Here is a 23,752-nt window from a genome sequence, read left to right as displayed (position 1 = left end):
TACATCAAATCAAACCTTGAATTTAGTTTCGATAAATAATCCGACTACTTCATGTACTCAGACATTGTCCGGGTCTTCAACAGTAACAGTTAATCCAAATTTACCTGCGACTGTAAGTATTGCTATTACAGCAGGAACACAGGTTTCATGTTCAGGAACATCAGTAACATTTGCAGCAACCCCAACCAATGGAGGAGCTTCCCCAGCATACCAATGGACTAAAAATGGTTCAAATATTAGTGGAGCTACTTCTGTAACCTATACAGGAGTTTCTGGGACAGATTTTGTGAATACAGATGTAATTGCTTGTATAATGACCTCTAATGCTTCGCCATGTTTAACAGGTTCTCCAGCTACAAGTTCGGGTTTGGCAATGACAGTTAATCCAATTGTAACGCCAACCTTTACCCAAGTTGCGCCAATATGTTCGGGAGCCACTTTATCTGCTTTACCAACAACATCAAACAATGGAATCACAGGAACTTGGTCACCAGCGTTGGACAATACAGCAACAACAACCTATACTTTTACGCCAGATGCAGGATTGTGTGCTACTACAGCTACTATGACCATCACGGTAAATCCAAATGTAACCCCAACCTTTACCCAAGTTGCGCCAATCTGTTCGGGAGCGACTTTATCGGCTTTGCCAACGACTTCTACTAACGGAATCACAGGAACCTGGTCACCAGCGTTGGACAATACAGCAACAACAACCTATACTTTTACGCCAACTGCAGGACAATGTGCGACTACAGCTACTATGACCATTGACGTTTTACCAAATGTAGCAAATGCAGGTAATATCAGTGGAGCAACTTATGTTATATCAGGTAGTTCAGCAACTTATACTGTTCCAGTAATTGCCAATGCTACCTCCTATGTTTGGACGTACTATGATAGTTCTGATGTTATAGTAAATACTTTTACTACAGCAACAGACTCTCTAACTTTTAAGCCAACAAAGTTTGTTGGTTATTTGAAGGTAAAAGGAATTAATAGCGCTTGTATTGGACAAGATTCTGATAAGTTCGATATTTTTGTAGGTGATTCACCCTCTCCACCAACTATTGAAGGGCCTTTAACTGTTTGTCAAGGGCAACAAGGGGTAGTGTATTCTGTAGACAATTTTGTGAAGGATTATGAATGGACTGTTCCTACTGGGGCAGTTTTTAGAGAAGGCAGTCTAGGACCTCGATCAATTATAGTTGACTTTTCTTCATCAGCTGTTTCAGGAGAGGTAAGGGTGGAAATTACCAATGATTTTGGGACTGTAGCAGCTGCAAAACCTGTAACCGTTAATAGCACTCCTAGTGCTCCAAGTATTGTTTCACAAAACAATGTTACTTGTACTTCATTAGGGTCTGTTGAATTAGGTGGTTTGCAAAATGGTTGGACAATTGCTCAATCGGGTACTTCGTCGGACAGTTATACTGCAACAGGAACAAGCTTTACGGTTACCGAATTAGTTGCAGGAAACTATACTTTTACAGTAAGTAATACCAATTGTACTTCATTACCAATTGCGGTTACAATCAAAGACGATTCCAGTACCACTTGGGATGGTTTGTCTACATCTTGGAGCAATGGGCCGCCAAATGCCTCTAAAAACGCGATAATTACCGGTGTCTCTCCAAATGCTCCTTTCACTACAGATTTGACAGCTTGTGCCTTAACTATTAGTTCAGGTGTAACTGCAACAGTACCATCAGGAGTGACTTTAACGATCACGAATGCTGTTACCAACAACGGTCAATTAATCTTTGAAAACAATGCAAGTTTGGTACAAACTACCAATGCAACTAACACAGGTGCTATAGAATACCGCCGTATTTCTGCCCCAATGAAGAATTTCGATTTTACGTATTGGTCTTCTCCAGTTTGGGGAGATGGTATTGTTGTACCAAAACAGACTGCCAAAAATTTGTCCCCAAATACTTTATGGGATAAGTACTTCAGATACAATGCTACTACTGGATGGGTTTTTGATGCTGGAGAAATGAAGCCAGGGGTTGGGTTTATTATTCGTACTCCTAAACCTGGAACCTATGGACTTCCTTATCCCGAAACAGTTACCATGCCTTATTCTCAACCCGTAGCCTTCAAAGGGGTGCCCAACAACGGGAATTACTCTTTTGCAGTAGGTGCAGATGAGTATAATTTGATTGGGAACCCGTATCCATCCGCTATCGATGCTACAAGGTTTATGCAGGACAATAGCGCTATTATTTATGGTCCGTTGTATTTTTGGACGCACAATACCCCTATTACCAATAATGTATATACGGCTGATGATTATGCAACTTTTAATATCACAGGAGGAACTGCAACCGGGCCGCCTTCGGGTCCAGCTGCAAGTCCTGGAATAAATACAAGTACACCCAATGGTTTCATAGCCGCTGGCCAATCGTTTTTTGTGGGTAATGCAGCAGCAGGAAGTTTTCAATTTACCAATGCGATGCGAGTGGCAGGCAACAACACCCAATTCTTCAAACAAGCCAGTACCAAAAAAACTGCGACTATCGAGAAAAACCGTGTGTGGTTGAATTTGTCGAACAGTCAAGGTGCTTTCAAGCAATTATTGGTGGGTTACCTTACGGGAGCGACCAACGATTGGGATAATTTGTATGACGGTCCCACTTTTGATGGGCAACCTTACATCGATTTTTATAGTATCAATAAAGGGCAAAATCTCACCATTCAAGGACGTGCTTTACCATTCGACAGTGCCGATGAAGTGCCTTTGGGGTATCGCAGTACGATTGCAGGCACCTTTGATATCAGTATAAATAATAGAGACGGAGTACTAGCGAGTCAAGAGATTTGGTTGCAAGACAAGAAAACGAATACGATCCATGATTTAACCAAAGGCAAGTACACGTTTACAGCCATCAACGGGGTAGAGAATAACCGTTTTGTTTTGAAATACACCAATGCTACTTTGGTCAACAAACCTTCTACCAATAAAAATGTATTGGTAACTGTTACTTCCAAAGAGGCGGTAATTACTTCTACAGCAGAGGTTATTGCGCAAGTACAAGTATTTGATTTGTTAGGAAGATTGGTATATACAAAATCCAATATCAATGCGCAAAATTGGTCCATTACAGGTCTGCCAACAAAGGATCAAGCCTTGATTGTGAAAACCACTTTGGCCAACGGTACCATTAGTACCAAGAAAATTATCTTATAAAAAAACTTTTTTTTTAATCTAACCCTTTCATAGTGAATGCTTTGAAAGGGTTATTGTTTTTATAGTGATTTTTATTGTTAGACGGCCTCTTTTTTAACTTTATATAACCTATTTATTAGTTACTTTTGCGCCGATTTCCAAATGGGGAAAGGCATGGTTTCTGCTGCTTTATTTGGTTTCATTGTTAAAATTGACTACTTATTTTTTATGAAAAGAATACTATTTAGTGCGCTCTTATTTTTTATGATAGGGTTGGTTAATGCTCAAGCTACATTTACAACTTCTCAAACAGGAAATTGGAATGCCTCCACTACTTGGACTTTAAGCAGTGGTACAGATTCAGATGGTATTCCTGATGCTGATGATAATGTAATAGTTGATAATAAACATGTTTTAAACCTTACTCAAAACGAAAGCTGTGCCTCTTTGACGATAAATGGATCTGCAGGAGCAAATACAGCTATTCTTAAGATCAATTCCTCTACTTTAAATGTTATCGGGAACATTTCAGTTCCTGGCGCAGCAAATTCTCAAGTTGAAATGACTACTGGTGTTTTAAATATTGGCGGTAATTTTAATAGTGGCGCTACATTTAGTGCAGGGGCAGGTACTGTAAACTACAATAACACGGGTGCACAAACAATAGGAACCTATACTTATAATAATCTAACCTTATCAGGGAGTGGGGTAAAAACAGCTAACGGTAATTTAACTGTAAATGGAGCTTTGACAACAGCAAATGCTGTTACACTCAATATGGGAACCAATCAATTGTTAGGATCACTTACGGTACTAAACAACTTAGGGACAATACAAACTCAAAATATTGCTACAACTCCAATACCTACAGGAAAATCTTGGGGAGGATCAGTAGAATTTAATGGAATTGCCCAAACAGTTAGTACAGGTACCTATAACAACCTGATTCTTTCTGGGAGTGGTACCAAAACAACAACAGGTGTGACCGTTAACGGAATTCTTTCTATGGAAGGAACTGCGACAGCATCTGTGGTGCCAACTTATGGTACTGCCGCTACTTTACAGTATAATACAGTAACGGCAAGAACTACTGGGGTAGAATGGCCATCAACTTTTTCTGGAACAGGTGGGGTGGTTATTAAAAATACAGGTGTCATTACCTTAAATAATGCAAAGACAATGAATACTATTTTTTCAATTGAAACTTCAGCAAGAGTAAACCTAGGGATCTTTACCCATTATTCAAACGGACTAAGTTTAGGAGGCTCTAGTAAAGCTGTTGGAAGTTGGGGAAGTACTAGTTCTGTTGCACCAAATACTGATAACACTTTTTTTGCTGCTTCTACAGGGATACTAAATGTATCTTCAAGTACTTGTGTGAATAATTTAATTACTAATGGTGATTTTACTAATGCCGCCACAGGATTTAACCTTGCAGTTGGCTGGGTTTTTACCCCTAAAAAAGGAACTTATGTAGAGACGTATCCAGAAGACACTTATTTTAGTACCGGTAATACTGGGTACACTGCTGAATTAGATGCTGGAGCATCACTTCGACAAACCGTTACTGTAGTACCTGGGGTTTCCTATACACTAAGTTTTATTTATGCCCGTAGAAATGGCTCTCAAGCACCTTCACCATCAGGGGTTACCGTTGATGTAATTCAAGGAACTATAGTAACTTCCCCATTAATTTTAGGTACTACTAGTTCCATTCCTCAAATAGGTGCTTTCACGTTTACTCCTACGAGCGCTTCAATTACTTTGGATTTTTACAATCATTTAGCTACAAACCAAACGTATGGAACGATAATCGATAATATAGTTTTGGTGCCTACGAGTCAAGTGACTCCATTTGCCACCACCATCCCAAAAGGAATTTTTAATACTTTACTTTCATGTGTAGGAACACCAGTGCAATTAGATGTTGATAATGTACCAACTTCAGGGGTAACTTATTCATGGACTGGATCGTCTGGCGCCACCTTTTCTGCAACAAACATCAAAAATCCAATAGTAACCTTTACTTTGAATGGTTTGAATCAAGCCACAGTAACTGTGACAACGGCAGGAGGTTGTGTCTCAAGTTCTACTACTTATGTAAATAGTACTAGTACAAACGGTCCTACTATAACTACTGCAGCAACACCTGCTGTAGTGGCAGCAGTTTGTCAAAGTTCAAGTGCCCAAAACACGACTTTGGCTTATACTACCACAACTAATTCACCAACAAGTTATAGAATTGATTGGGATACCTTGGCGGATCAAGCTTCTACTTCATTTACTACTGGAGGTAGTTTGACTGGAATTATTGTCCCAGCCGGAACCCCAGCCGGAACCTATTCGGGTACATTGATTATCACAAATGCAAATTGTTCCTCTACAAAAGCAATTACTTTGACGGTAAATCCACTGCCACAAGGGAGTTTAACGGCTAATGGTCCTTTTTGTTCAACAGGATCTGGTCAATTAACTTGGACAGCTACTGCAGGTACTGGGCCTTTTACTGTGATTTATAATGATGGTGTTGCCAATCGAACGGTAACTAATGTAGTAAGTGGAACTCCTTTCGCAACATTTACTTCACCGGTAACAGCCAACACTACTTATACCTTAGTCTCAGTAACAGATGCCAATGGTTGTGTAAGAAACACCTCTTTTACAAGTGGTTCAGCTACAATTTCCGTTACTGCTTTGCCTGCAACCCCTACAGTGGACACAGTAATCAATGTTACTTGCTCTGTATTAGGAAGTGTAGTATTAAGCGGTTTACCAGCCAATTGGACCATTACACAATCCGGTACTACACCTGCAACTTATTCAGGGACTGCACCTGTTCATACTGTCACTGGTCTAGGTGTGGGAAGCTATGCTTTTACAGTTTCAAGTAGTGGAAGCCCTTGTGTGTCCTTACCCACTGGTAGTATAGCTATAGCTGATGCCTCAAGTACCACTTGGAATGGAACGGCTTGGAGCAATGGCTTTCCAGATGCCACTAAAAATGCAATCATAAACGGTCCTTTTACAGTCGGTTCAAATATGACAGCTTGTGCATTGACTATAAATTCAGGTGTTGTAGTAACCGTTCCATCAGGAGTTACTTTGACAATCACTAACGCCGTAACTACTAACGGTCAATTGATTTTCGAAAACAATGCTAGTTTGGTACAAACAACCAATGTTGTGAATACAGGAACGATTGAATACCGCCGAATTTCTGCGCCCATGAAGAATTTCGATTTTACGTATTGGTCCTCACCAGTAACAGGGCAAAATATAGTGGCTTTGTCACCCAATACCTTAGCAGATAAGTATTTTAGATATGATCCTATTAACGGTTGGTTATTGCATACTGGAGTTATGACACCTGGCGAAGGGTATATCATTCGTGTGCCAAAACCTGGAACTACCTATCCAAATGGAGAAAATTGGAATACTCCCACTTATGCACAGCCGGTAGCTTTCAAAGGTGTTCCAAATAATGGGAATTACTCTTTTGGAGTAGGTACAGACCAATACAATTTGATTGGAAATCCCTATCCTTCAGCAATCGATGCCGATTTGTTTATGACTGATCCTAATAACAAAAGTATTATTTATGGTGCTTTGTATTTCTGGACGCACAAAACAGCAATTACTAATAATGCCTATACTGCTGATGATTACGCTACTTACACCTTAACTGGTGGAGTTGGCACAGGAGTCACTACTTCCCCAAGCGGTATAGCTGCACCCACTCGATACATTGGAGCTGGCCAATCGTTTTTTGTTGGAAATGCAACAGCAGGAAGTTTTCAATTTACCAATGCGATGAGGGTAGCAGGGAACAACACCCAATTCTTCAAACAAGACAGTACTAAAAAAACGACGGCTATAGAAAAAAACCGTGTGTGGTTGAATTTGACCAATAGCGGAGGGGCTTTCAAACAATTGCTAGTAGGCTACATCACCGGTGCAACCAATGATTGGGATAATTTGTATGACGGACCCACTTTTGACGGACAAGAGTTTGTAGATTTTTACAGTATCAACCAAGGTCAAAACTTGACCATTCAAGGGCGTGCGTTACCTTTTGAAAATACCGACGAAGTGCCTTTAGGATATCGAAGTACTATCGCTGGTACATTCGATATCAGTATCGATACTACAGACGGGGCTTTGGCAACTCAAGAGATTTGGTTAGAGGACAAAAAGACCAACACACTTCATGAATTGACCAAAGTTAAGTACACTTTTACAGCCATAAAAGGAGTGGAGAACGATCGATTTGTGTTGAAATACACCAACAAAACTTTAGGAACCGATGATAAGGAAATAGCAGATCAATCACTTGTAGTAAGTGTTAAAAACAAAAAAATCACGCTGATTTCTTCAGCTGATGCAATAGTACAAGTACAAATATTTGATTTGTTAGGTAGAAAAATTTACGAAAAAGCTAAAATCAATGCACAAGAATGGTCAATTGCAACTTTGCCTTCGAGTGACCAAACTTTGATTGTAAAAACTATTTTAGCTAACGGCGCCATCAGTAACAAGAAGATTGTTTTCTAGAGCAGATTAATCGGTTAACCGTTTAATTGGTTAATCGTTTAAACTTTGCGTTCCTTGCGGTTACATTTTTACCACAAAGCCTCACGAAGCAGTCACGAAGCTACACAAAGAAGTACGGATAAACTTTGCACCCCTTGCGTAATTCTTTGCGAACTTTGCGGTAAAAAAAAGACACAGATTACACAGATTTTCACAGATTAAAACGTTGCGCTCCTTGCGTAATTCTTTGCGAACTTTGCGGTAAAAAAAGACACAGATTTTCACAGATTAAATCGTTGCACCCCTTGCGTAATCCCTTGCGAACTTTGCGGTAAAAAATGACACAGATTACACAGATTTTCACAGATTAAAACGTTGCGCTCCTTGCGTAATTCTTTGCGAACTTTGCGGTTAAATTTTGAGTGCATTGAGCCTTCTTAGTGCTTAAATTTTGCCACTATTTTACTGTGATTAACGCTCTTTAGCCAAGTAGTTATGAGTATCAGTGATTGCTTTTTCGTTTTTATAATCAATCCATGCTTGTCCTTTAATTTTTCGCATTGCATTGTCAAAATATCGCATAACAAAAACATTGTAAACAGCTTTAGACAAATTTGGAATTCTTCTAGGAAAAGCTCTCAAACTCATTGAAAATCCAGGTGTAAGGTATTTCATATAATGCCAATATCCTTCTGGCATATAGAGCATTTCTCCATGCTCTAAAGTAGTAATAAGTCCTTTTGCTTTTTGTAAGGCTGGAAATTTATCAAAATCGGGGTCATCAAAATTAATATCTTCTCTCGCGATTAAGGCGTGCGGAACTTTGTAGAGATAAGGTGTTTGATCAGGGGCAAAAAGAATGCATTGTTTTTTACCATGAAAATGGAAATGCAAAATATTAGAATAGTCAATGTCGTAATGCATAAAGACTTTGGAGTTTTCACCTCCAAAAAACAACATGGGCAATTGTTTGACTAGTTTCAATCCTATTTTTGGCCATTTAAAATCATTTTGAAGGATGGGCACTTCTTTCATCAATTCGTATAAGAAAATGCGGTAATTGGTAGGTTTGGACTGTAATAAATCTATATAATCGGCCATTTTCATGGTGGCATGGGCGCTATTAAATCCTTCTTTATGCGATACAGGACGATCGTCATATAAGGGTACTGTTTTGTCTCCAGCTACCTCTTTGATGTAATTGAGATGCCACTTTTCGTAAGCAGGCCAATCTTGCGTCAGTTTTTGGATGACTAAGGGCTTTTGTTTTTTAATGTAATGATTATAAAAATCCTCTTTAGAAATGGTTTCAACGCGTTCAATTTCAGTAAGATTCAGTTTCATAAATGGAAATTAAAAATTAAAAAAAAAGCTCTTAGTTTATAAGACTAAGAGCAAATGTAATAAAGCTTTAATTTATGGTAAAATATTTTTACTTATTCTTAACAGCGGCCTCGATATTTTTTTCGATGGTATGACCTGGTCTTGACCATTTTGGCTTTTCGCCCAAAGCAGTATATTGTGAATCCGCTGCTTCTACGGTTTCGGGCTGCATAATTTTAATAAAAGGTTTTTGTGGAGTTAATCCAAGCATTTCAAACATTTTCATGTCTTCATTTACATCGGGATTGGGAGTGGTCAACAATTTGTCACCAGCAAAAATAGAGTTCGCACCAGCAAAGAAACATAAGGCTTGTCCTTCTCTACTCATGTTCATTCGTCCAGCAGATAAACGAACTTGTGTTTCTGGCATCACGATTCGGGTAGTAGCAACCATTCGAATCATTTCCCAAATTTCAACTGGTTTTTCTTCTTCTAGTGGGGTTCCTTCAACGGCAACCAAGGCGTTAATAGGCACAGATTCTGGTTGAGGGTTCAACGTTGCTAAAGCCACTAGCATGCCAGCACGATCCTCAATGCTTTCTCCCATGCCGATAATTCCGCCACTACAAACGGTTACATTAGTTTTACGTACGTTTTCAATTGTTTGTAAACGATCCTCAAAACCACGAGTTGAAATTACTTCTTTATAATATTCTTCAGAGGTATCTAAGTTATGATTGTAGGCATATAGTCCTGCTTCTGCTAATCGTTTGGCTTGGTTTTCGGTAAGCATTCCCAACGTACAACAAACTTCCATGTCTAGTTTGTTGATGGTACGCACCATTTCCAAAACTTGATCAAATTCAGGTCCGTCTTTCACATTTCGCCAAGCCGCACCCATACAAACTCTTGAGGAGCCTCCTGATTTTGCTCTTAATGCTTGCGCTTTTACTTGACTAACAGACATCAAATCATTCCCTTCAATATCCGTGTGATATCTAGCGGCTTGCGGACAATAGCCACAGTCTTCAGGGCAGCCACCGGTTTTAATTGAAAGTAAGGTAGACACTTGAACAACATTTGGATCGTGTTGTGTTCTATGAACCGTAGCTGCTTCATAAAGCAGATCCATTAAAGGTTTGTTATATATGGCAATGATTTCTTCTTTGGTCCAATTGTGTTTGATACTGTTCATAGGTGCATTTTTAGTGCCACAAAAGTAATCAAATAGTTTTTAAGTAGCAATGCTGTGCTAAAAACCACAGGGCAAACGCACCATTTATTTTTTCGCCACGAATTTCAAGAAAGTGGAAAAACTTTGACGGCAGCTTGGCTAAATTTGTTTACCGCTGATTCGCTGATTTTCATATATGTAAATTTTATTTTTTATAGGTCATATATGGTATCGCCTTTTATTATTGGTGTTTGTTTGCAACAAACCTGTTTTTAATGGAGATTTCATAGATTTAAAAAAGTGTTTGATAGAATGACACTACTACGCACTACTATTTGTTATAGTAAAATTCGAATGACACGAATCGTATCTTTCTTTGGCAGATTTGTGCTATATATGCTATTCTAATGTGTGTTTGTTTGCGTAATTGCTTCGCCAATTCGCTGCCGATCGGGTTGTGACTATTTTTTTTAAATTCATGCTTTTTCCCTGCTAAAAAGCATTTTTTATTGGCCGACTAGTAATCGGTTACCATGCGGTTGTTCCAATATAAGAGTAAAAGCATTGTAACGACTACCGAGGAGGCAATTCCTTCAAACAATAAGCAAATACTGTAGGTCATCACCGAAGGACTTCCTCCAAATAAAAAGGTTTTCGATAAGGATTGAACATAGGAATCGCCTCCTTGAAAATAGCTATAGGCAATCAATCCCATGATGCTCAGAAAAACACCAATTAGGGAGGTTTTCATGGCCGATTTTGCATTGTTGGCCAATAATACGTTGCCTTCATGAATGTTCATAACAATAGAGCGATTGACTCCGTAAAAGACAAAAATTGTATTGAATAAGCGCAAGTAAAATACATCAGACAAACCAACAAGGTTCATGATCAAAAAATAAATAGCAATTCCCAAAAAAATGAGAAAGCCGTTTTGGAATTCTTTGGAAAGTTTCATGGCATAATTTTTTAAATAAGACTTCAGTGCATTGAATATCAATTCAATAGGTATAAAGTTACTTAAAAAAAGGACTGAAAATTTAGTAGGATCGTTTATTTTTGTGCAGTGACGGATAAGTAGCGCAATAAGCCCTTGCCTCGTATTCATCTTTAATTAATTGAGCCTTTAGAAAGTCAATATTTTGGAATTTTTGTTCGGAACGCAAGCGGTGTAAAACAGAAATTTTTACTACTTGATGGTATAAGTCCTTATCAAAATCAAAAAAGTGCACCTCAATACTTTGCTTTTCGCCTCCAACAGTAGGATTGGTGCCAATATTCATCATTCCGTAGACAATTTCGTTGCCGATATGGCTTTGTACTACATACACTCCATTTTTTGGAATGAGCTTAAAATCCTCAGGAATTTGAATATTCGCGGTAGGAAATCCAATGGTTCTACCTAATTGTTTGCCTTTAACTACAAGTCCCGTCAGGGGATAAGGATATTCTAAGTAAGCATTAGCAAGATCTAGATTACCTTCTAGAATGGCTGTTCTTATTTTGGTAGAGCTAATAGAGATAGCATCAATTTCTTGAGCCGTAATTTGTTCTACTTCAAAGTTGTATTGTTTGCCATACCTAATCAAGTCATGAATATCGGCAGTTCTATTGCTGCCAAAACGATGATCATACCCAATAATTATTTTTTGAATATTGAACCGTTGCACCAAAACATCTCTCACAAATTCCTCAGCAGTTAGTTTGGAAAAAGCAGTATCAAAGGGATGAATGACTAGGTTTTCTATGGCTAAATCTGCTAATAATTCGATTTTTTCATCGATAGTGTTGAGTAATTTTATAGCTGATTTTTCTTGAAGCACCATTCTAGGATGCGGAAAAAAAGTAAGCACCACACTTTCATAGTCACCATGGTTAGTGTTTTGAGTGAGCTTGTTCAATATGGTTTTGTGGCCAAAATGAACACCGTCAAAGGTGCCCAAGGTAAGGATGGTTTTTTTAGTGCTAACAAATTCGTTGATGGAATGAAAAATCTTCAAAATGACTAATTTATAAAGCTGCAAATTTATGCTTTATATCACATAACAAACAAATTCATAGAAGACATTTCTGCTGTTTTTGCTGAATTCTGGGGATAAATTTTAATTTATTTGGTTCTAAAAATCGATTTAAAGCTAGTTTTCATATAATTGTTATATTTTTGGATAGTAAATACTTATCCAATGAAGAAAATTGTATGGTGCCTACTATTTTTTTATGTATCTAATTTGGCTAGTGCACAAAGTCAAGGGTTCTGGAAAAAAATCACTTTGCCCCAAGATGTTCAGTTGCAAATGTCGGAAGAAAGGCCTTTCGAAGGGGTGTATGAATTAGAAGTGTCTAGTTGGACTTCTAGTTTGCAATCAGCTGTCGGTAAAAGTGCTGAGAATACTAAAACCATACTAACTCTTCCTAATTCAAAGGGAGCAATGGAACAGTTTTTAGTCTGGGAAGCCTCCAATTTTGATCCACAATTACAAGCGCAATATCCTACTATTCGTTCGTTTTACGGTAGAGGAATAACCGATACTCAAGCCACGGTATATTTCAGTACCTCTGGTTCCGAGGTGCAAACCATGATTTTGCGCAGTGATTCCCAAACCGAATTTATGGAGCCCATGAAAGGGGATGCTAATAAATATGTAGTTTACCAATCCGATAAAAGAGCCAAAGGCGCCTTGCCATTACATTGTAGTACAGAAGATAAAGCATTGGCCAAAAACATCACTACTAAAACAGCCAAATCAACGATTAATGATCGTGTTTTTCGTACGCTACGTTTGGCGCTATCTTGTACTGCAGAATATACTGCTTATCATGGTGGAACTGTTCAAGGTGCGTTGGCAGCAATGAATGCTACGATGACTAGAGTCAATGGGGTTTTCAATAGAGATTTGGCCTTGAGGCTAGTTATTATTGCTGATAATGAAAAAGTAATTTTTACTAATGCATCCACCGATCCTTATACTGCAGTAAGTGGAGGAGAAGCACCAATTTCATGGAATCAAGAACTACAAACTACTTTGACTAACATCATTGGTGAAGATAAGTATGACATCGGCCATTTGTTTGGGGCTTCTGGTGGGGGTGGTAATGCGGGCTGTATTGGTTGTATTTGTGAGGCGGGTAAAGGGAGTGCTTATACCTCTCCATCAAACAATAGACCTGAAGGTGATTTGTTTGACATTGATTTTGTAGCGCATGAATTTGGCCATCAATTGGGGGCAACACATACTTTTTCGTTTGAATTAGAGGGTGAAGGTACCAGTGTTGAACCCGGCAGCGGTACTACAATTATGGGGTATGCAGGTGTTACGGATTATAATGTTCAATCCAATTCGGATGATTATTTTGTTTACGCTTCCATAAAACAAATTCAAGATAATTTGATAACCAAGCAATGTCCGGTTCGGACTACCATTCCAACAACTAATTTTACTGTGGATGCAGGTGCTGATTTTACCATTCCAAAAATGACACCCTTTTCGCTGAAAGCAACGGCAACTGGAACCAATTTGGCGGCACAAACCTATGTTTGGGAGCAAAATGATTCGGCGAGTACCTCACAAGGAAACCAAAGTATTGCTTTTCCTGAAAAAATCGACGGGCCGATGTTTCGTTCTTTGCCACCAACTAAGTCTTTACAAAGGTATTTTCCTGAATATGAAAAAGTAGTGTCTGGCCAACTAAGTTCAACATGGGAGTCGCTAAGTAGTGTGTCTCGCGATCTTACGTTTGTAGTTACTGCAAGAGATAATGCAGCATTGGGAGCCGGGCAAACGGCTTCTGATACGGCTATTATTACAGTTGATGCCAGTAATGGACCCTTTGCGGTTACTTCACAAAACACTGTGGATTTGAGTTGGAATCCAAGTACTAGTCAAACGGTAACTTGGAGTGTCAATGGAACCAACACAATCCCCGGTGCTGCCAATGTGAATATAAAATTATCAACTGATGGAGGGAAAACATTTCCTACGGTGTTAGCCAACACTACTCCAAATGATGGCTCCGAAGTAATTACAGTACCTGCAGTTACAGGCGAAAATTGTAGAATACTTATTGAGCCTACAGGAAATGTTTTTTATGCCATCAATGCTACAGCTTTTGCAATTGGTTATACTACAGTAACCGATTGTAAGACTTATGTTTATGATACTCCTATCGCTATACCGGATGGAGTTGGCTCCTTTACAACCAGAGAAATTGTAGTGCCTGCCAATCTTGGATCTATAACAGATGTGAATGTGGTGCTTGGAATAACCCATTCCTATTTGTCTGATGTGGAAGTTGAAATTGTTAGCCCACAAAAGACTACGGTTAAGTTGCTGCAACGCAATTGTGGAAGTACATCTAATACCTTAGTGCTTACTTTTGATGATAATGGGCAGAATATTAAATGCGCCGATGGTTCTCCTCAAACGGTTACACCTGCTGGCGTTTTGTCTAGTTTTAATGGGCAAGATCCAGCTGGAGTTTGGAGATTACGTGTTAGAGATGTTTCTGATGTAGACAGCGGAACTATTAATAATGCCTCGGTATCGATTTGTACTAAAAAAGCAACTTTAGCCACAGAGGATTTCGCTATAGCCGATTTTAAATTGTTTCCAAATCCGTCTAACGGCAATTTTAAAATAGAGTTCTCGAGTGGGTCCAATAACCCAATTGTAGTTTCAGTGTTGGACCTATTGGGGCGAAAAGTATATCATAAAGCGTTTGAAAACACCGGTAATTTTAGTGAATCTATCGACTTAAAAAAAGTAACTCCAGGAATTTATGTAGTGAACGTTGAAGAGGGCAATAAAAAGCAAGTACAAAAAATTGTGGTGGAATAAACGAGCTTAAGGAATTAAAAAAGGGAAACAATGGTGCAATTGTTTCCCTTTTTTTATTTCCCATTAAAAGCAGACATGGTGTTGTCTAGTCCTGCCGTTCCAAATGACTTGATAATTTCGGAAGCAATTTCGAGTCTTTCGGGTAGTTTGGCTTTTTCGTTATCATCCCATTCTCCTAATACATAATCCACTTGTTGTCCTTTTTTGAATTCATCGCTGATGCCAAAGCGAAAACGAGTATAGTCTTGCGTATTCAAGACCTGATTGATGTTTTTGAGTCCGTTATGCCCACCGTCACTCCCTTTTTTGCGAATGCGAATGGTGCCAAAGGAGAGGTTTAAATCATCGGTGATGATGAATATATTTTCTAAGGGGATGTTTTCTTTTTCCATCCAATATTTTACAGCTTTTCCACTTAGGTTCATGTAAGTGTTGGGTTTTAAAAGCAAAAAAGTTTTGCCTTTAAATTTGTATTCGGCCAAGGCGCCGAGTTTTACGGTTTGAAAATCTAGGCTTTCTTTTCTAGCTAGGAAGTCTAGCACTTTAAAACCAATGTTGTGACGGGTATTGACATATTCGGCACCAATGTTGCCTAATCCGACGATTAGAAATTTTTTACTCACTTTTCCAATATTGTTTTTTTGGTGTTTTTGAACCACCGGTTACTTGTTACTTCCTTTCTTTGTTTTTTTGGGAGATGAAAACAACTGTTGTGTCCCTTTTATCAAGCTGCAAAAATAGTGTATTTAGTGCAGAAGTTAAACCCAGATTCCGCATTAGAAATCTGCTACAACTAAATTACTTCACCATTTTTATATTTTTTGGCGGAGTTAAGTGAATGAATTTCTTCTTCAAAACCAAGAACTTTTTTCACGAGTTTATATTTTTTGAGAGGAGTTCAAGATACGCTACGCTTGATTCTCCTATTTTTAAATTCAAAATACAAAAGTAGTAGCTCATTGGTTTATATTTATATAGGTATTCGCTGAACGTTGTTTCCTTCTTCAAAAATAGTCCGTGAGCTCTTGCTTTTATTGAATAATTCAGTTTCCCTACGAAGTCTAATGCGGATTTTGGGTTAAAAAAAAGCGCCAGTTGTGTAACTGACGCTTTGGTATAGAGATTGAAAAAAAATTATTTTTTCTTTCCTTTTGCAGGGGCTTTTGCTGCTTTTGCTGCTTCTTGAGCTGCTTTCATAGCCGCACGAGAGATCTTCACTTGACAGATAACAGTGTTGTCTGGGTGCATGATTTTGAAATTTGGTGTAGGTACTTTAGTTACATACAATTTGTTACCCATGTCTAATGGAGTGATGTCAGCTTCAACAAAATCAGGAAGATTTTTAGGTAAAGCTTTTACTTTTAATTTACGGTTGTTCATACGTAAATCACCACCTGCCATAACACCTTTAGATTTACCAGTGATTTTTACTGGAACTTCCATAGTGATTTCTTTATCCTCGTGGATTTGAAAGAAGTCAACGTGTAATATTCTGTCAGATACTGGGTGTACTTGAATGTCTTGCAAAATTGCATTGTACGTAGTTCCGTTGGCCAACTCAATCACAACTGTGTGCGCGTTTGGAGTGTAAACCAAGTTTTTGAAAGCTGCAGTTTCTGCTGAAAAATGCACCGCTTGATTTCCTCCGTATAATACGCAAGGAACCAATCCAGCATTACGTAAGGCTTTAGTTGACACTTTGCCCACGCTTTCTCTTTCTGATCCTTTAATTGTAATCGATTTCATTGTAAATATTTAAATAGTTATTAATTAAACTCTTCTTTTTGAGTGATTAGTAATTGGTAATTAGTGATTAGCCTTGTTTTTTTGCTAATTACTAATCACTAAGTGCTATTCACTAATGCTACATTATAAATTTCCCACTAATGGAATTGTTGTGGTGCACCATGTGCATTACTTCGGCAAAAAGTGGTGCACAACTCAACACTTTTATCTTATTGGATTCTTTTCTTAACGGAATAGAATCGGAAACGATTAACTCGCTTAATTTTGAATTTTCTATTTTTTCGTAAGCGCTACCAGACAAAATTGCATGTGTACAAATGGCTCGTACGCTCAAAGCCCCTTTTTCGATCATTAAATCGGCGGCTTTGGCAAGTGTACCTCCTGTATCGATCATGTCGTCTACTAGAATTACATTTTTGCCGCTTACTTCTCCAATCAATTCCATAGATTCGATGATGTTGGCAGCTTTTCTTTGTTTGTAACAAATTACCACATCGGATTCTAAGAATTTAGAATACGCATAAGCTCTTTTAGAACCTCCCATATCGGGCGAAGCGATGGTCAAGTTTTCAAGCCCTAAACTTTTTACATAAGGCAAAAAGATGGTAGAGGCAAATAAATGATCCACCGGTATTTCAAAGAAGCCTTGAATTTGATCGGCATGCAAATCCATGGTCATGATTCGGGTTGCCCCGGCAGCATCTAATAAATTAGCTACTAGTTTGGCTCCAATTGGAACTCTTGGTTTGTCTTTTCGGTCTTGTCTCGCCCAACCAAAATAAGGAATCACTGCGGTAATGTGTCTAGCTGAAGCTCTTTTGGCTGCATCTATCATCATTAACAATTCCATCAAATTGTCTGCCGTTGGAAATGTAGAACAAACAATAAAAACGCGTAACCCTCTGATCGACTCTTCATAAGAAGGTTGAAATTCCCCATCGCTATACTTAGCTAAGGTAACTTTCCCTAAAGGGATTCCGTAATTTTTTGCAATTTGTTCTGCAAGATATACACTTTGTGAACACGCAAAAATTTTAGCTTCTGGTTCTAGGTGTGACATGTATTGTGTTGTTTTATTCCGATGCGCTTACAATGGTACTGAAATATTTCATTAAAGTGTGGTTGTATTTGCCTCGGATGTAGTTAGTTAGTGTGTGTCGTTTTAACGAGGTGCAAATTTATAAAATTTATTCAAGACTGAAAGGAAAAATTTAAGTATTTTTAGTTGAACATTTAATTTTATTTTTTACATTTGCACCGTGTTAAAGGAAAAGACGTTTAGCTACCACTAAACATCTCTTTATTGCGAGAAATAACTGTTGTTATTTCAGTCTGCTAAGCCCGGATGGCGGAATTGGTAGACGCGCTGGTCTCAAACACCTGTGGGAAACCGTGCCGGTTCGACTCCGGCTCCGGGTACAAAACCGCTTCGAAAGAAGCGGTTTTTTTATGCTTTTTACTTAATTTTAGCTATATTTCCTTTTAAATAAGGACTATACATCAATTGTCTAAACCTTTCATAATTTATCCAAGAGTATACTAAATATGAAAAATACTTTCACAATACTTTTTTGTTGTTGGTTAGCAGTACAAACAGCATGCTCTAGCGATAGCGAAAAAAGCGATGGCGGAACCGTTACGCCACCTGTAGTAACAAGTGATTTTATCAAAGCGGCTGATATTTCTTTTTTACCAGAAATAGAAGCGGCAGGTGTCGTTTTTACCAACAATGGAAAAACCGAAGACATGTTGACTACATTAAAAACTGCTGGTTGTAATACCATTCGAATTCGATTGTGGAAAGACCCTGCCAATGGACATTCTGGATTGACAGAAGTAAAAGCTCTAGCACAACGAGTAAAAAAAGCGGGTCTAAAAGTTTGGTTAACGGTTCACTACTCTGACACTTGGGCTGATCCAGCAGCTCAAACCACTCCAGCTGCTTGGAAAAATTTATCCTTTACGGATTTGAAAGCAGCAGTAGCCGCGTATACTTCAACTATTTTGACAGAAATCAATCCAGATATTTTCCAAATCGGGAACGAAATCAATAGCGGATTGCTTTGGCCTCAAGGACATTTAATCAATCAAGAAGCACAATGTATAGATTTGTTAAAAACAATGAGTACTACTATTCGAAGCAAAGCGCCAACTACCAAAATTATGATTCACTATGCAGGCGTTTCGGCTACAGATACTAATTGGTTTTTTACTAAAGTAAAAAATGTTGATTATGATTATATCGGTTTGTCGTATTATCCTATTTGGCACGGGAAAGATTTGACTACGGTAAAAACCACTATCGATGCCTTAGGAAAAAACTTTTCTAAAAAAGTAGTGATTGCAGAAACTGCTTATCCCTTTACTTTAGGATTCAATGACTGGACGAATAATATTGTTGGCTTAGATTCACAATTGGTTACCGGTTATCCAGCTACGGCAGAAGGGCAAAAAAACTTTATTTTGGCGATTAAAGAGTTAGTAAAATCCTCTACTTACGGACAAGGATTTGCGTATTGGGGAGGCGAATGGGTAGCTTTCAAAGGCAACCAAGCTACTAATGGTTCTACTTTCGAAAATCAAGCTTTTTATGATTTTTACAATAAATCGTTACCTGTTTTGCAAGCGTTCAAGAATTAATTTTGGAAAAAATAGAATTGTTTTCAAAAAAAATAGCGCTACACTTTTTTAATCACATAAGTTACCATACCCCAAATGATCAATTGGTTTTCTTCGGTAACTAAAATGGGTTTATAGCTGGGGTTTTCGGGTAGCAAATACATACAATCCTTTTCGACTTGAATGCGTTTTACGGTAAATTCACCATCAATACAGCAAATTGCAATTTTGTTGTTTTTGGGTTCCAAACTTCGGTCAACGACCAATACATCTTTGTCATTGATACCGGCATCAATCATAGAATTGCCTTTGACTTTGATGTAAAATGTAGCCAATGGATTTTCGCTCAATTCTTTGTTCAAATCAATATTGGTTTCCATAAAATCTGCTGCCGGCGAAGGAAATCCTGCCGAAACGCCCTCATTGATATACGGTATTCGAAGTTCACTTTCGAAGTCTGGACGGAAGAAAGTGAGCTTTTGTTCTTTGTTTACAGACATTGTATTTCGAGTATTTCTTTAAACTTTGTGGTGTATTTTGGTGACAAATGATTTTGATTCATGTTCCAAGTCAGACTCAAATTTTGGGTAGCCAATTTTACTTTTGTCATTCCAATTTTGCGATTGAGCTGATCGATGGTTTGCATCAAAGCCAAGTGTTTTGGATTTTCTTCTTCGAACAAATGCAGTTGTTTTTTGTTTTCGTCAATCAGTTCGGTCACAATTACTCCCGCTTTTTTGAACTTAATGCCTTCGTTGCCTTGGTGCAATTCTTTCAGTAAAGCGATGGCAGCGTTGGAAATGGTTAGTGTCGAATTGCTTGCATAAGGTAATGTTATGGCTTTATTGAAATAGTATTTTGAGGCGTTGACCGAGTGTTTGTCAATGACCAACATCTCGATAATGGTATGGCAACAGGAATGTTGTTTGCGTAATTTTTCGGCACAAACTGCGGCAAAAGTAGAGATGCGTTCTCTAAGTAAATCAAATTCTGCGATTTGTTTTGGAAAGCTTCTTGTAGTGGCAATACTCTTTTTTTGAAGCACAACAGGTTCTAAATCTAATACGGATTTGCCTTCTAATTCCTGTTTCAATCTAAGGCCAACAACGCCCATTTCTCTTTTTATCCAAGCTTCGTGTTGCGGTTGTACAAAATCTAGTGCGGTTTGTATGTTGCGCAGTTTGGCTTTTTTGGTCGTGCGATACCCAATGCCCCAAACGTCTTCAATTTTGGTCCATTTTAGGGCTTTGATGCGTTTTTCTTCGGAGTCAATAACATAGACGCCTTGGGTGCGATCTTGAAATTTTTTAGCAATTTTATTGGCGACTTTAGTGAGTGCTTTGGTTTCGGCAAAGCCAATGCAAACCGGAATTCCCACCCATTTTTGTACTCGGGTTTTCATCTGAAGGCCGTAGCTGTGGTAGTCCTTAATTGAAAGGCCATCAAAATTCAGGAAGGCTTCGTCTATACTGTAAATTTCTATATTTGGTGTGAACTGATTCAATATGTTCATTACTCGATTACTCAAATCGCCGTACAAAGGATAATTGGAAGAAAAGACAGCGACTTCTTTTTCTTTTATTAAGTCTTTGATTTGAAAGGCAGGTGCGCCCATAGGAATGCCAATGGCTTTGGCTTCATTACTTCTAGAAATCACACAACCATCGTTGTTGGATAATATCGCAACGGGTTTTCCGTTGAGTTTCGGCTGAAAAACACGTTCGCAAGAAGCATAGAAATTATTACAATCGACTAAAGCATACATAGCACAAATTTACAGCATTCGAACTGCTGTAAGTAGCTAACGATAGTTAATTTTTTGTAGCTGTTGATAAGTTACAACCACTCCTTTTAGGCGTGAAAATTATCCAACCAATTGGGGTCGCTCATTTGTTTTTGAATCCTTTCAATGTCGCCAAACGTAGTCACCAAAGCGTCGTTGTTGTTGCTGTCGACCAAATCTTTCTGAAAAGCGCCGCCTTTTTGGATGATGTATTCGGCCATTTGTTGACCAATGACTTGCATCAAATCAAAGCGATTAATATCGGCCATATCAATTGAGTTCAAGATGGAATAATCTACATCGTGCAACCATTTTGAAGGATATTTTTTGGGGTCTAATCCGTCGGTGTTTGGTATTTTTTTGATAGAGAGAGGGTCTAATGAAATTTGGAATCGTCGAAAATCGATAATTTTATTAATTATTGGAGAGCGCAAGGTGTTTACTTGCATAGCGCTAGAATCTTGTCCCATTTGTGTCATCAGCCATTCCAGCCAAAAGGTAATATCTAGTCCTTTGATTTTGAGCGTAGCATCGGGTTGTACAAATTGTCTGGAGATTCCGGTACCAAAACTGAAAATGCATAATTTGGTGATATCATAAGCAGAATCTTCTTCCTTGCCTTTGGGAAAGCTATAGGAAATGGCTTCCATAAATCCAGCAAGAACAGGATTGTTGTAGGTAGTCGTTCCACCATCTACAAAACGTTCAAGTGGATTGAAATAAGTAGGAGCACTCATCGTGGCTTCGAGTACGGCACGGAGTAATACGTCTTTGTAGGTTCCATAAAAACTACCGTCTTTTTGTTTGAAACAACTAAAAAAAGTCTCTTCAGAAGCAGTCATATCGTGCGCCGTAATCATCAAATCAATATCGGTTTTGGCACAACTTTCGGCTAGGGTAGTGTTTTGAATTTCTTTAAAAAGTAATTTTCGGTAATTGCCTTTTAGGTATTTTGGAGGATTTACAAAACGGTCGCCCAAGGGTTTTTTGTCAAAAACTTCTTCGATTAGTGTACTGTATTTCTCTTCTATCATCGCAGCGGTATAGCCAGAAGCTATGAGTCCCGAGATGATGCCTCCAGTAGAAGTTCCTGAAACCATATCAAACAATTCAAAACAAGGAATGCCAGCGGTTGCTTCTAATTTTTTGAGCAGTTGAAGGGTTAAAATTCCTCTCATACCGCCACCATCTAGGCATAAAATAACTCTTTTGTTGGGGTTGATGTTGAGTTTTTCAAAAGCCTTTTTTCTAGAGGCCGGCATTTTGGATCCGTTTTGTTTTGCCATAATGGTTGGTTTGGTTAATAGATGGGATTGGAGTAATCTAAAAATACTTAAAAAAATAGTTTTTATATTTCATTTCCAATAATTCGATCCATAACCCAGTTGGTATGTGTGGCTGTTGCTCCGGTTGAGGGATGTTGTGAGTGACCTAACAAGTGGTCTCTCATTTGTTGCACATGATGCAATTGGATGTTTTCTGGTTGGGCTATTTCGTGTACTGTTGTGCCTTCTGAAGTTGTGAGTAGTATAGGTTCGTTTTCAAAAACTGAAAAAACAATAGTACCCTCGCTTCCATAAATTGCTACTTTGTCTTCCCGTTCTAAGGTGCCAAAATTCCAACAACCACTTCCAGTGATTCCTGATTCGTGCAACCAACAAGCGGTTGCGGCATCTTTTGCAGTGTATAATCCTTGTTGGTTGAGACTGATGCCTGAAACATTGGTTATAGTTCCAAAATAATGCACAAACAAATCCAATCCGTGGCTGGCCAAATCATCAAAATAGCCTCCTGTAGCAATTTTACTATCGGTTCTCCAATTGTACTCTCCAGAAAGGTCTTGTGCTGAGGTGGGTTTGCTCAAATGCCAATGAATGTGTCTAATTGTGCCAATTTTATTTGTGTTAACCCATTCTTTTATTTGCTCAAATCTTGGCAAAGTTCGTCTGTAATAGGCAACAAAAAGCGGAATTTTTTTAGAGGCAAATGCTTCAGTGATGGCGACACAATCTTTATAGTTGGGGGCTAATGGTTTTTCTATACAACAGGGTTTTCCAGCCTCGGCTACTTTTAGACCATAATATCTGTGAACATCTGGAGGCGTTGCAATATAAACCGCATCAATGTCAGGATCGTTGATTAGGGCATCGGCATCGGTGTAGTATTTGGCTATGCCGTGTCTTTTGGCATAATCCGCGGCTTTTTCTTCATCACGACGCATCACAGCTCCGATGGTAAAACCTTCTGTCTTTTGATAGGCGGGGCCACTTTTAATTTCGGTCACATTACCGCAACCAATAATTCCCCAGCGGATTGTTTTCTCTTTTATATCCATTATTTTTAAATGCATTTGTATTGCACTAAATCTTCGGTAGCACCAATGGAATGATTTAGTACTCTACGAATATACTTAAAATTCGTAATCGAACCTTTCAAAAATAGAGGACACAATATTTTCTTGTAATTCAGTCTACAATTCTCAAGATAAGTACAGTGGTTGATTGATGTGGAATTGGAGCCAATCCATAAAAGTTTCATTGTTCGTGCTCCATGCAACGATACTCTAACGG

The 23,752-nt window shown here is 38.4% G+C and carries 15 protein-coding genes and 1 tRNA gene; 5 read left to right on the top strand and 11 right to left on the bottom strand.

Annotated elements, in window-relative coordinates; translation table 11 throughout:
• Both ACSVH5_RS06410 and ACSVH5_RS06405 read left to right on the top strand, forming a co-directional pair.
• The coding region (locus ACSVH5_RS06410; protein WP_438060618.1) for a T9SS sorting signal type C domain-containing protein at positions 1-3,193 on the top strand (3,193 nt) is incomplete at its 5' end.
• Between the two features lie 207 nt (positions 3,194-3,400).
• Positions 3,401-7,723, top strand: coding sequence for a T9SS sorting signal type C domain-containing protein (locus ACSVH5_RS06405; protein WP_438060617.1), 4,323 nt, complete (start codon positions 3,401-3,403; stop codon positions 7,721-7,723).
• Positions 7,724-8,173: 450 nt separating this feature from the next.
• Here ACSVH5_RS06405 and ACSVH5_RS06400 read toward each other — a convergent pair whose 3' ends face one another.
• The 4 genes from ACSVH5_RS06400 to ACSVH5_RS06385 form a co-directional block, all read right to left on the bottom strand.
• Positions 8,174-9,046, bottom strand: a complete 873-nt coding sequence (locus ACSVH5_RS06400; protein ID WP_438060616.1) for a cupin-like domain-containing protein — start codon at positions 9,044-9,046, stop codon at positions 8,174-8,176.
• Positions 9,047-9,134: 88 nt separating this feature from the next.
• Complete coding sequence (gene bioB / locus ACSVH5_RS06395; RefSeq protein ID WP_438060615.1) at positions 9,135-10,220, bottom strand: biotin synthase BioB; 1,086 nt, start codon at positions 10,218-10,220, stop codon at positions 9,135-9,137.
• A 496-nt stretch (positions 10,221-10,716) separates the two neighbouring features.
• On the bottom strand, positions 10,717-11,157 hold the full coding sequence (locus tag ACSVH5_RS06390; protein WP_438060614.1) for a hypothetical protein: 441 nt from the start codon (positions 11,155-11,157) through the stop codon (positions 10,717-10,719).
• 82 nt (positions 11,158-11,239) lie between these two features.
• Positions 11,240-12,199, bottom strand: coding sequence for a bifunctional riboflavin kinase/FAD synthetase (locus ACSVH5_RS06385; RefSeq protein WP_438060613.1), 960 nt, complete (start codon positions 12,197-12,199; stop codon positions 11,240-11,242).
• A gap of 183 nt (positions 12,200-12,382) precedes the next feature.
• Between ACSVH5_RS06385 and ACSVH5_RS06380 the strand changes: the two genes are divergently transcribed.
• Entirely contained in the window at positions 12,383-15,034 is a 2,652-nt protein-coding gene (locus ACSVH5_RS06380; RefSeq protein ID WP_438060612.1) for a zinc-dependent metalloprotease, read from the top strand.
• A gap of 53 nt (positions 15,035-15,087) precedes the next feature.
• Here ACSVH5_RS06380 and pth read toward each other — a convergent pair whose 3' ends face one another.
• The 3 genes from pth to ACSVH5_RS06365 form a co-directional block, all read right to left on the bottom strand.
• Positions 15,088-15,657, bottom strand: a complete 570-nt coding sequence (pth, locus tag ACSVH5_RS06375; RefSeq protein ID WP_438060611.1) for an aminoacyl-tRNA hydrolase — start codon at positions 15,655-15,657, stop codon at positions 15,088-15,090.
• Positions 15,658-16,168: 511 nt separating this feature from the next.
• Entirely contained in the window at positions 16,169-16,780 is a 612-nt protein-coding gene (locus tag ACSVH5_RS06370; RefSeq protein WP_438060610.1) for a 50S ribosomal protein L25/general stress protein Ctc, read from the bottom strand.
• Between the two features lie 118 nt (positions 16,781-16,898).
• The gene (locus ACSVH5_RS06365; protein WP_438060609.1) at positions 16,899-17,840 is read right to left on the bottom strand and encodes a ribose-phosphate pyrophosphokinase; all 942 of its coding nucleotides are present in this window, start codon (positions 17,838-17,840) and stop codon (positions 16,899-16,901) included.
• A 279-nt stretch (positions 17,841-18,119) separates the two neighbouring features.
• Between ACSVH5_RS06365 and ACSVH5_RS06360 the strand changes: the two genes are divergently transcribed.
• Both ACSVH5_RS06360 and ACSVH5_RS06355 read left to right on the top strand, forming a co-directional pair.
• A tRNA-Leu gene (locus tag ACSVH5_RS06360) sits at positions 18,120-18,199 on the top strand.
• Between the two features lie 126 nt (positions 18,200-18,325).
• A complete protein-coding gene (locus ACSVH5_RS06355) occupies positions 18,326-19,420 on the top strand; it encodes a glycoside hydrolase family 53 protein (RefSeq protein ID WP_438060608.1) in 1,095 nt (364 codons plus the stop codon).
• A 38-nt stretch (positions 19,421-19,458) separates the two neighbouring features.
• Here ACSVH5_RS06355 and ACSVH5_RS06350 read toward each other — a convergent pair whose 3' ends face one another.
• From ACSVH5_RS06350 to ACSVH5_RS06335, 4 genes are all read right to left on the bottom strand, one after another.
• Positions 19,459-19,899: a LexA family protein gene (locus tag ACSVH5_RS06350; RefSeq protein WP_064715334.1), complete on the bottom strand. Its 441-nt coding sequence runs from the start codon at positions 19,897-19,899 to the stop codon at positions 19,459-19,461.
• Positions 19,890-21,164: a Y-family DNA polymerase gene (locus ACSVH5_RS06345; RefSeq protein ID WP_438060607.1), complete on the bottom strand. Its 1,275-nt coding sequence runs from the start codon at positions 21,162-21,164 to the stop codon at positions 19,890-19,892. Before ACSVH5_RS06345 ends, ACSVH5_RS06350 begins: the two co-directional genes overlap by 10 nt.
• An 86-nt stretch (positions 21,165-21,250) precedes the next feature.
• Entirely contained in the window at positions 21,251-22,468 is a 1,218-nt protein-coding gene (locus tag ACSVH5_RS06340) for a patatin-like phospholipase family protein (RefSeq protein WP_438060606.1), read from the bottom strand.
• Positions 22,469-22,530: 62 nt separating this feature from the next.
• The gene (locus ACSVH5_RS06335; RefSeq protein WP_438060605.1) at positions 22,531-23,517 is read right to left on the bottom strand and encodes a Gfo/Idh/MocA family protein; all 987 of its coding nucleotides are present in this window, start codon (positions 23,515-23,517) and stop codon (positions 22,531-22,533) included.
• Between the last annotated feature and the right edge of the window lie 235 nt (positions 23,518-23,752).

This window comes from Flavobacterium sp. RSSA_27, from assembly GCF_051547125.1.
Lineage (GTDB): Bacteria > Bacteroidota > Bacteroidia > Flavobacteriales > Flavobacteriaceae > Flavobacterium.
The sequence above is the reverse complement of the archived record's forward strand: the minus strand, read 5'-3'. Positions and strand labels throughout refer to the sequence as shown.

What these genes read in the sequence shown, in the direction of transcription:
- ACSVH5_RS06405 (WP_438060617.1), top strand. Translation starts at nt 3,401, where the DNA reads ATGAAAAGAATACTATTTAGTGCGCTCTTATTTTTTATGATAGGGTTG.
- ACSVH5_RS06400 (WP_438060616.1), bottom strand. Translation starts at nt 9,046, where the DNA reads ATGAAACTGAATCTTACTGAAATTGAACGCGTTGAAACCATTTCTAAA.
- bioB (WP_438060615.1), bottom strand. Translation starts at nt 10,220, where the DNA reads ATGAACAGTATCAAACACAATTGGACCAAAGAAGAAATCATTGCCATA.
- ACSVH5_RS06390 (WP_438060614.1), bottom strand. Translation starts at nt 11,157, where the DNA reads ATGAAACTTTCCAAAGAATTCCAAAACGGCTTTCTCATTTTTTTGGGA.
- ACSVH5_RS06380 (WP_438060612.1), top strand. Translation starts at nt 12,383, where the DNA reads ATGAAGAAAATTGTATGGTGCCTACTATTTTTTTATGTATCTAATTTG.
- ACSVH5_RS06370 (WP_438060610.1), bottom strand. Translation starts at nt 16,780, where the DNA reads ATGAAATCGATTACAATTAAAGGATCAGAAAGAGAAAGCGTGGGCAAA.
- ACSVH5_RS06365 (WP_438060609.1), bottom strand. Translation starts at nt 17,840, where the DNA reads ATGTCACACCTAGAACCAGAAGCTAAAATTTTTGCGTGTTCACAAAGT.
- ACSVH5_RS06355 (WP_438060608.1), top strand. Translation starts at nt 18,326, where the DNA reads ATGAAAAATACTTTCACAATACTTTTTTGTTGTTGGTTAGCAGTACAA.
- ACSVH5_RS06350 (WP_064715334.1), bottom strand. Translation starts at nt 19,899, where the DNA reads ATGTCTGTAAACAAAGAACAAAAGCTCACTTTCTTCCGTCCAGACTTC.
- ACSVH5_RS06345 (WP_438060607.1), bottom strand. Translation starts at nt 21,164, where the DNA reads ATGTATGCTTTAGTCGATTGTAATAATTTCTATGCTTCTTGCGAACGT.
- ACSVH5_RS06340 (WP_438060606.1), bottom strand. Translation starts at nt 22,468, where the DNA reads ATGGCAAAACAAAACGGATCCAAAATGCCGGCCTCTAGAAAAAAGGCT.
- ACSVH5_RS06335 (WP_438060605.1), bottom strand. Translation starts at nt 23,517, where the DNA reads ATGGATATAAAAGAGAAAACAATCCGCTGGGGAATTATTGGTTGCGGT.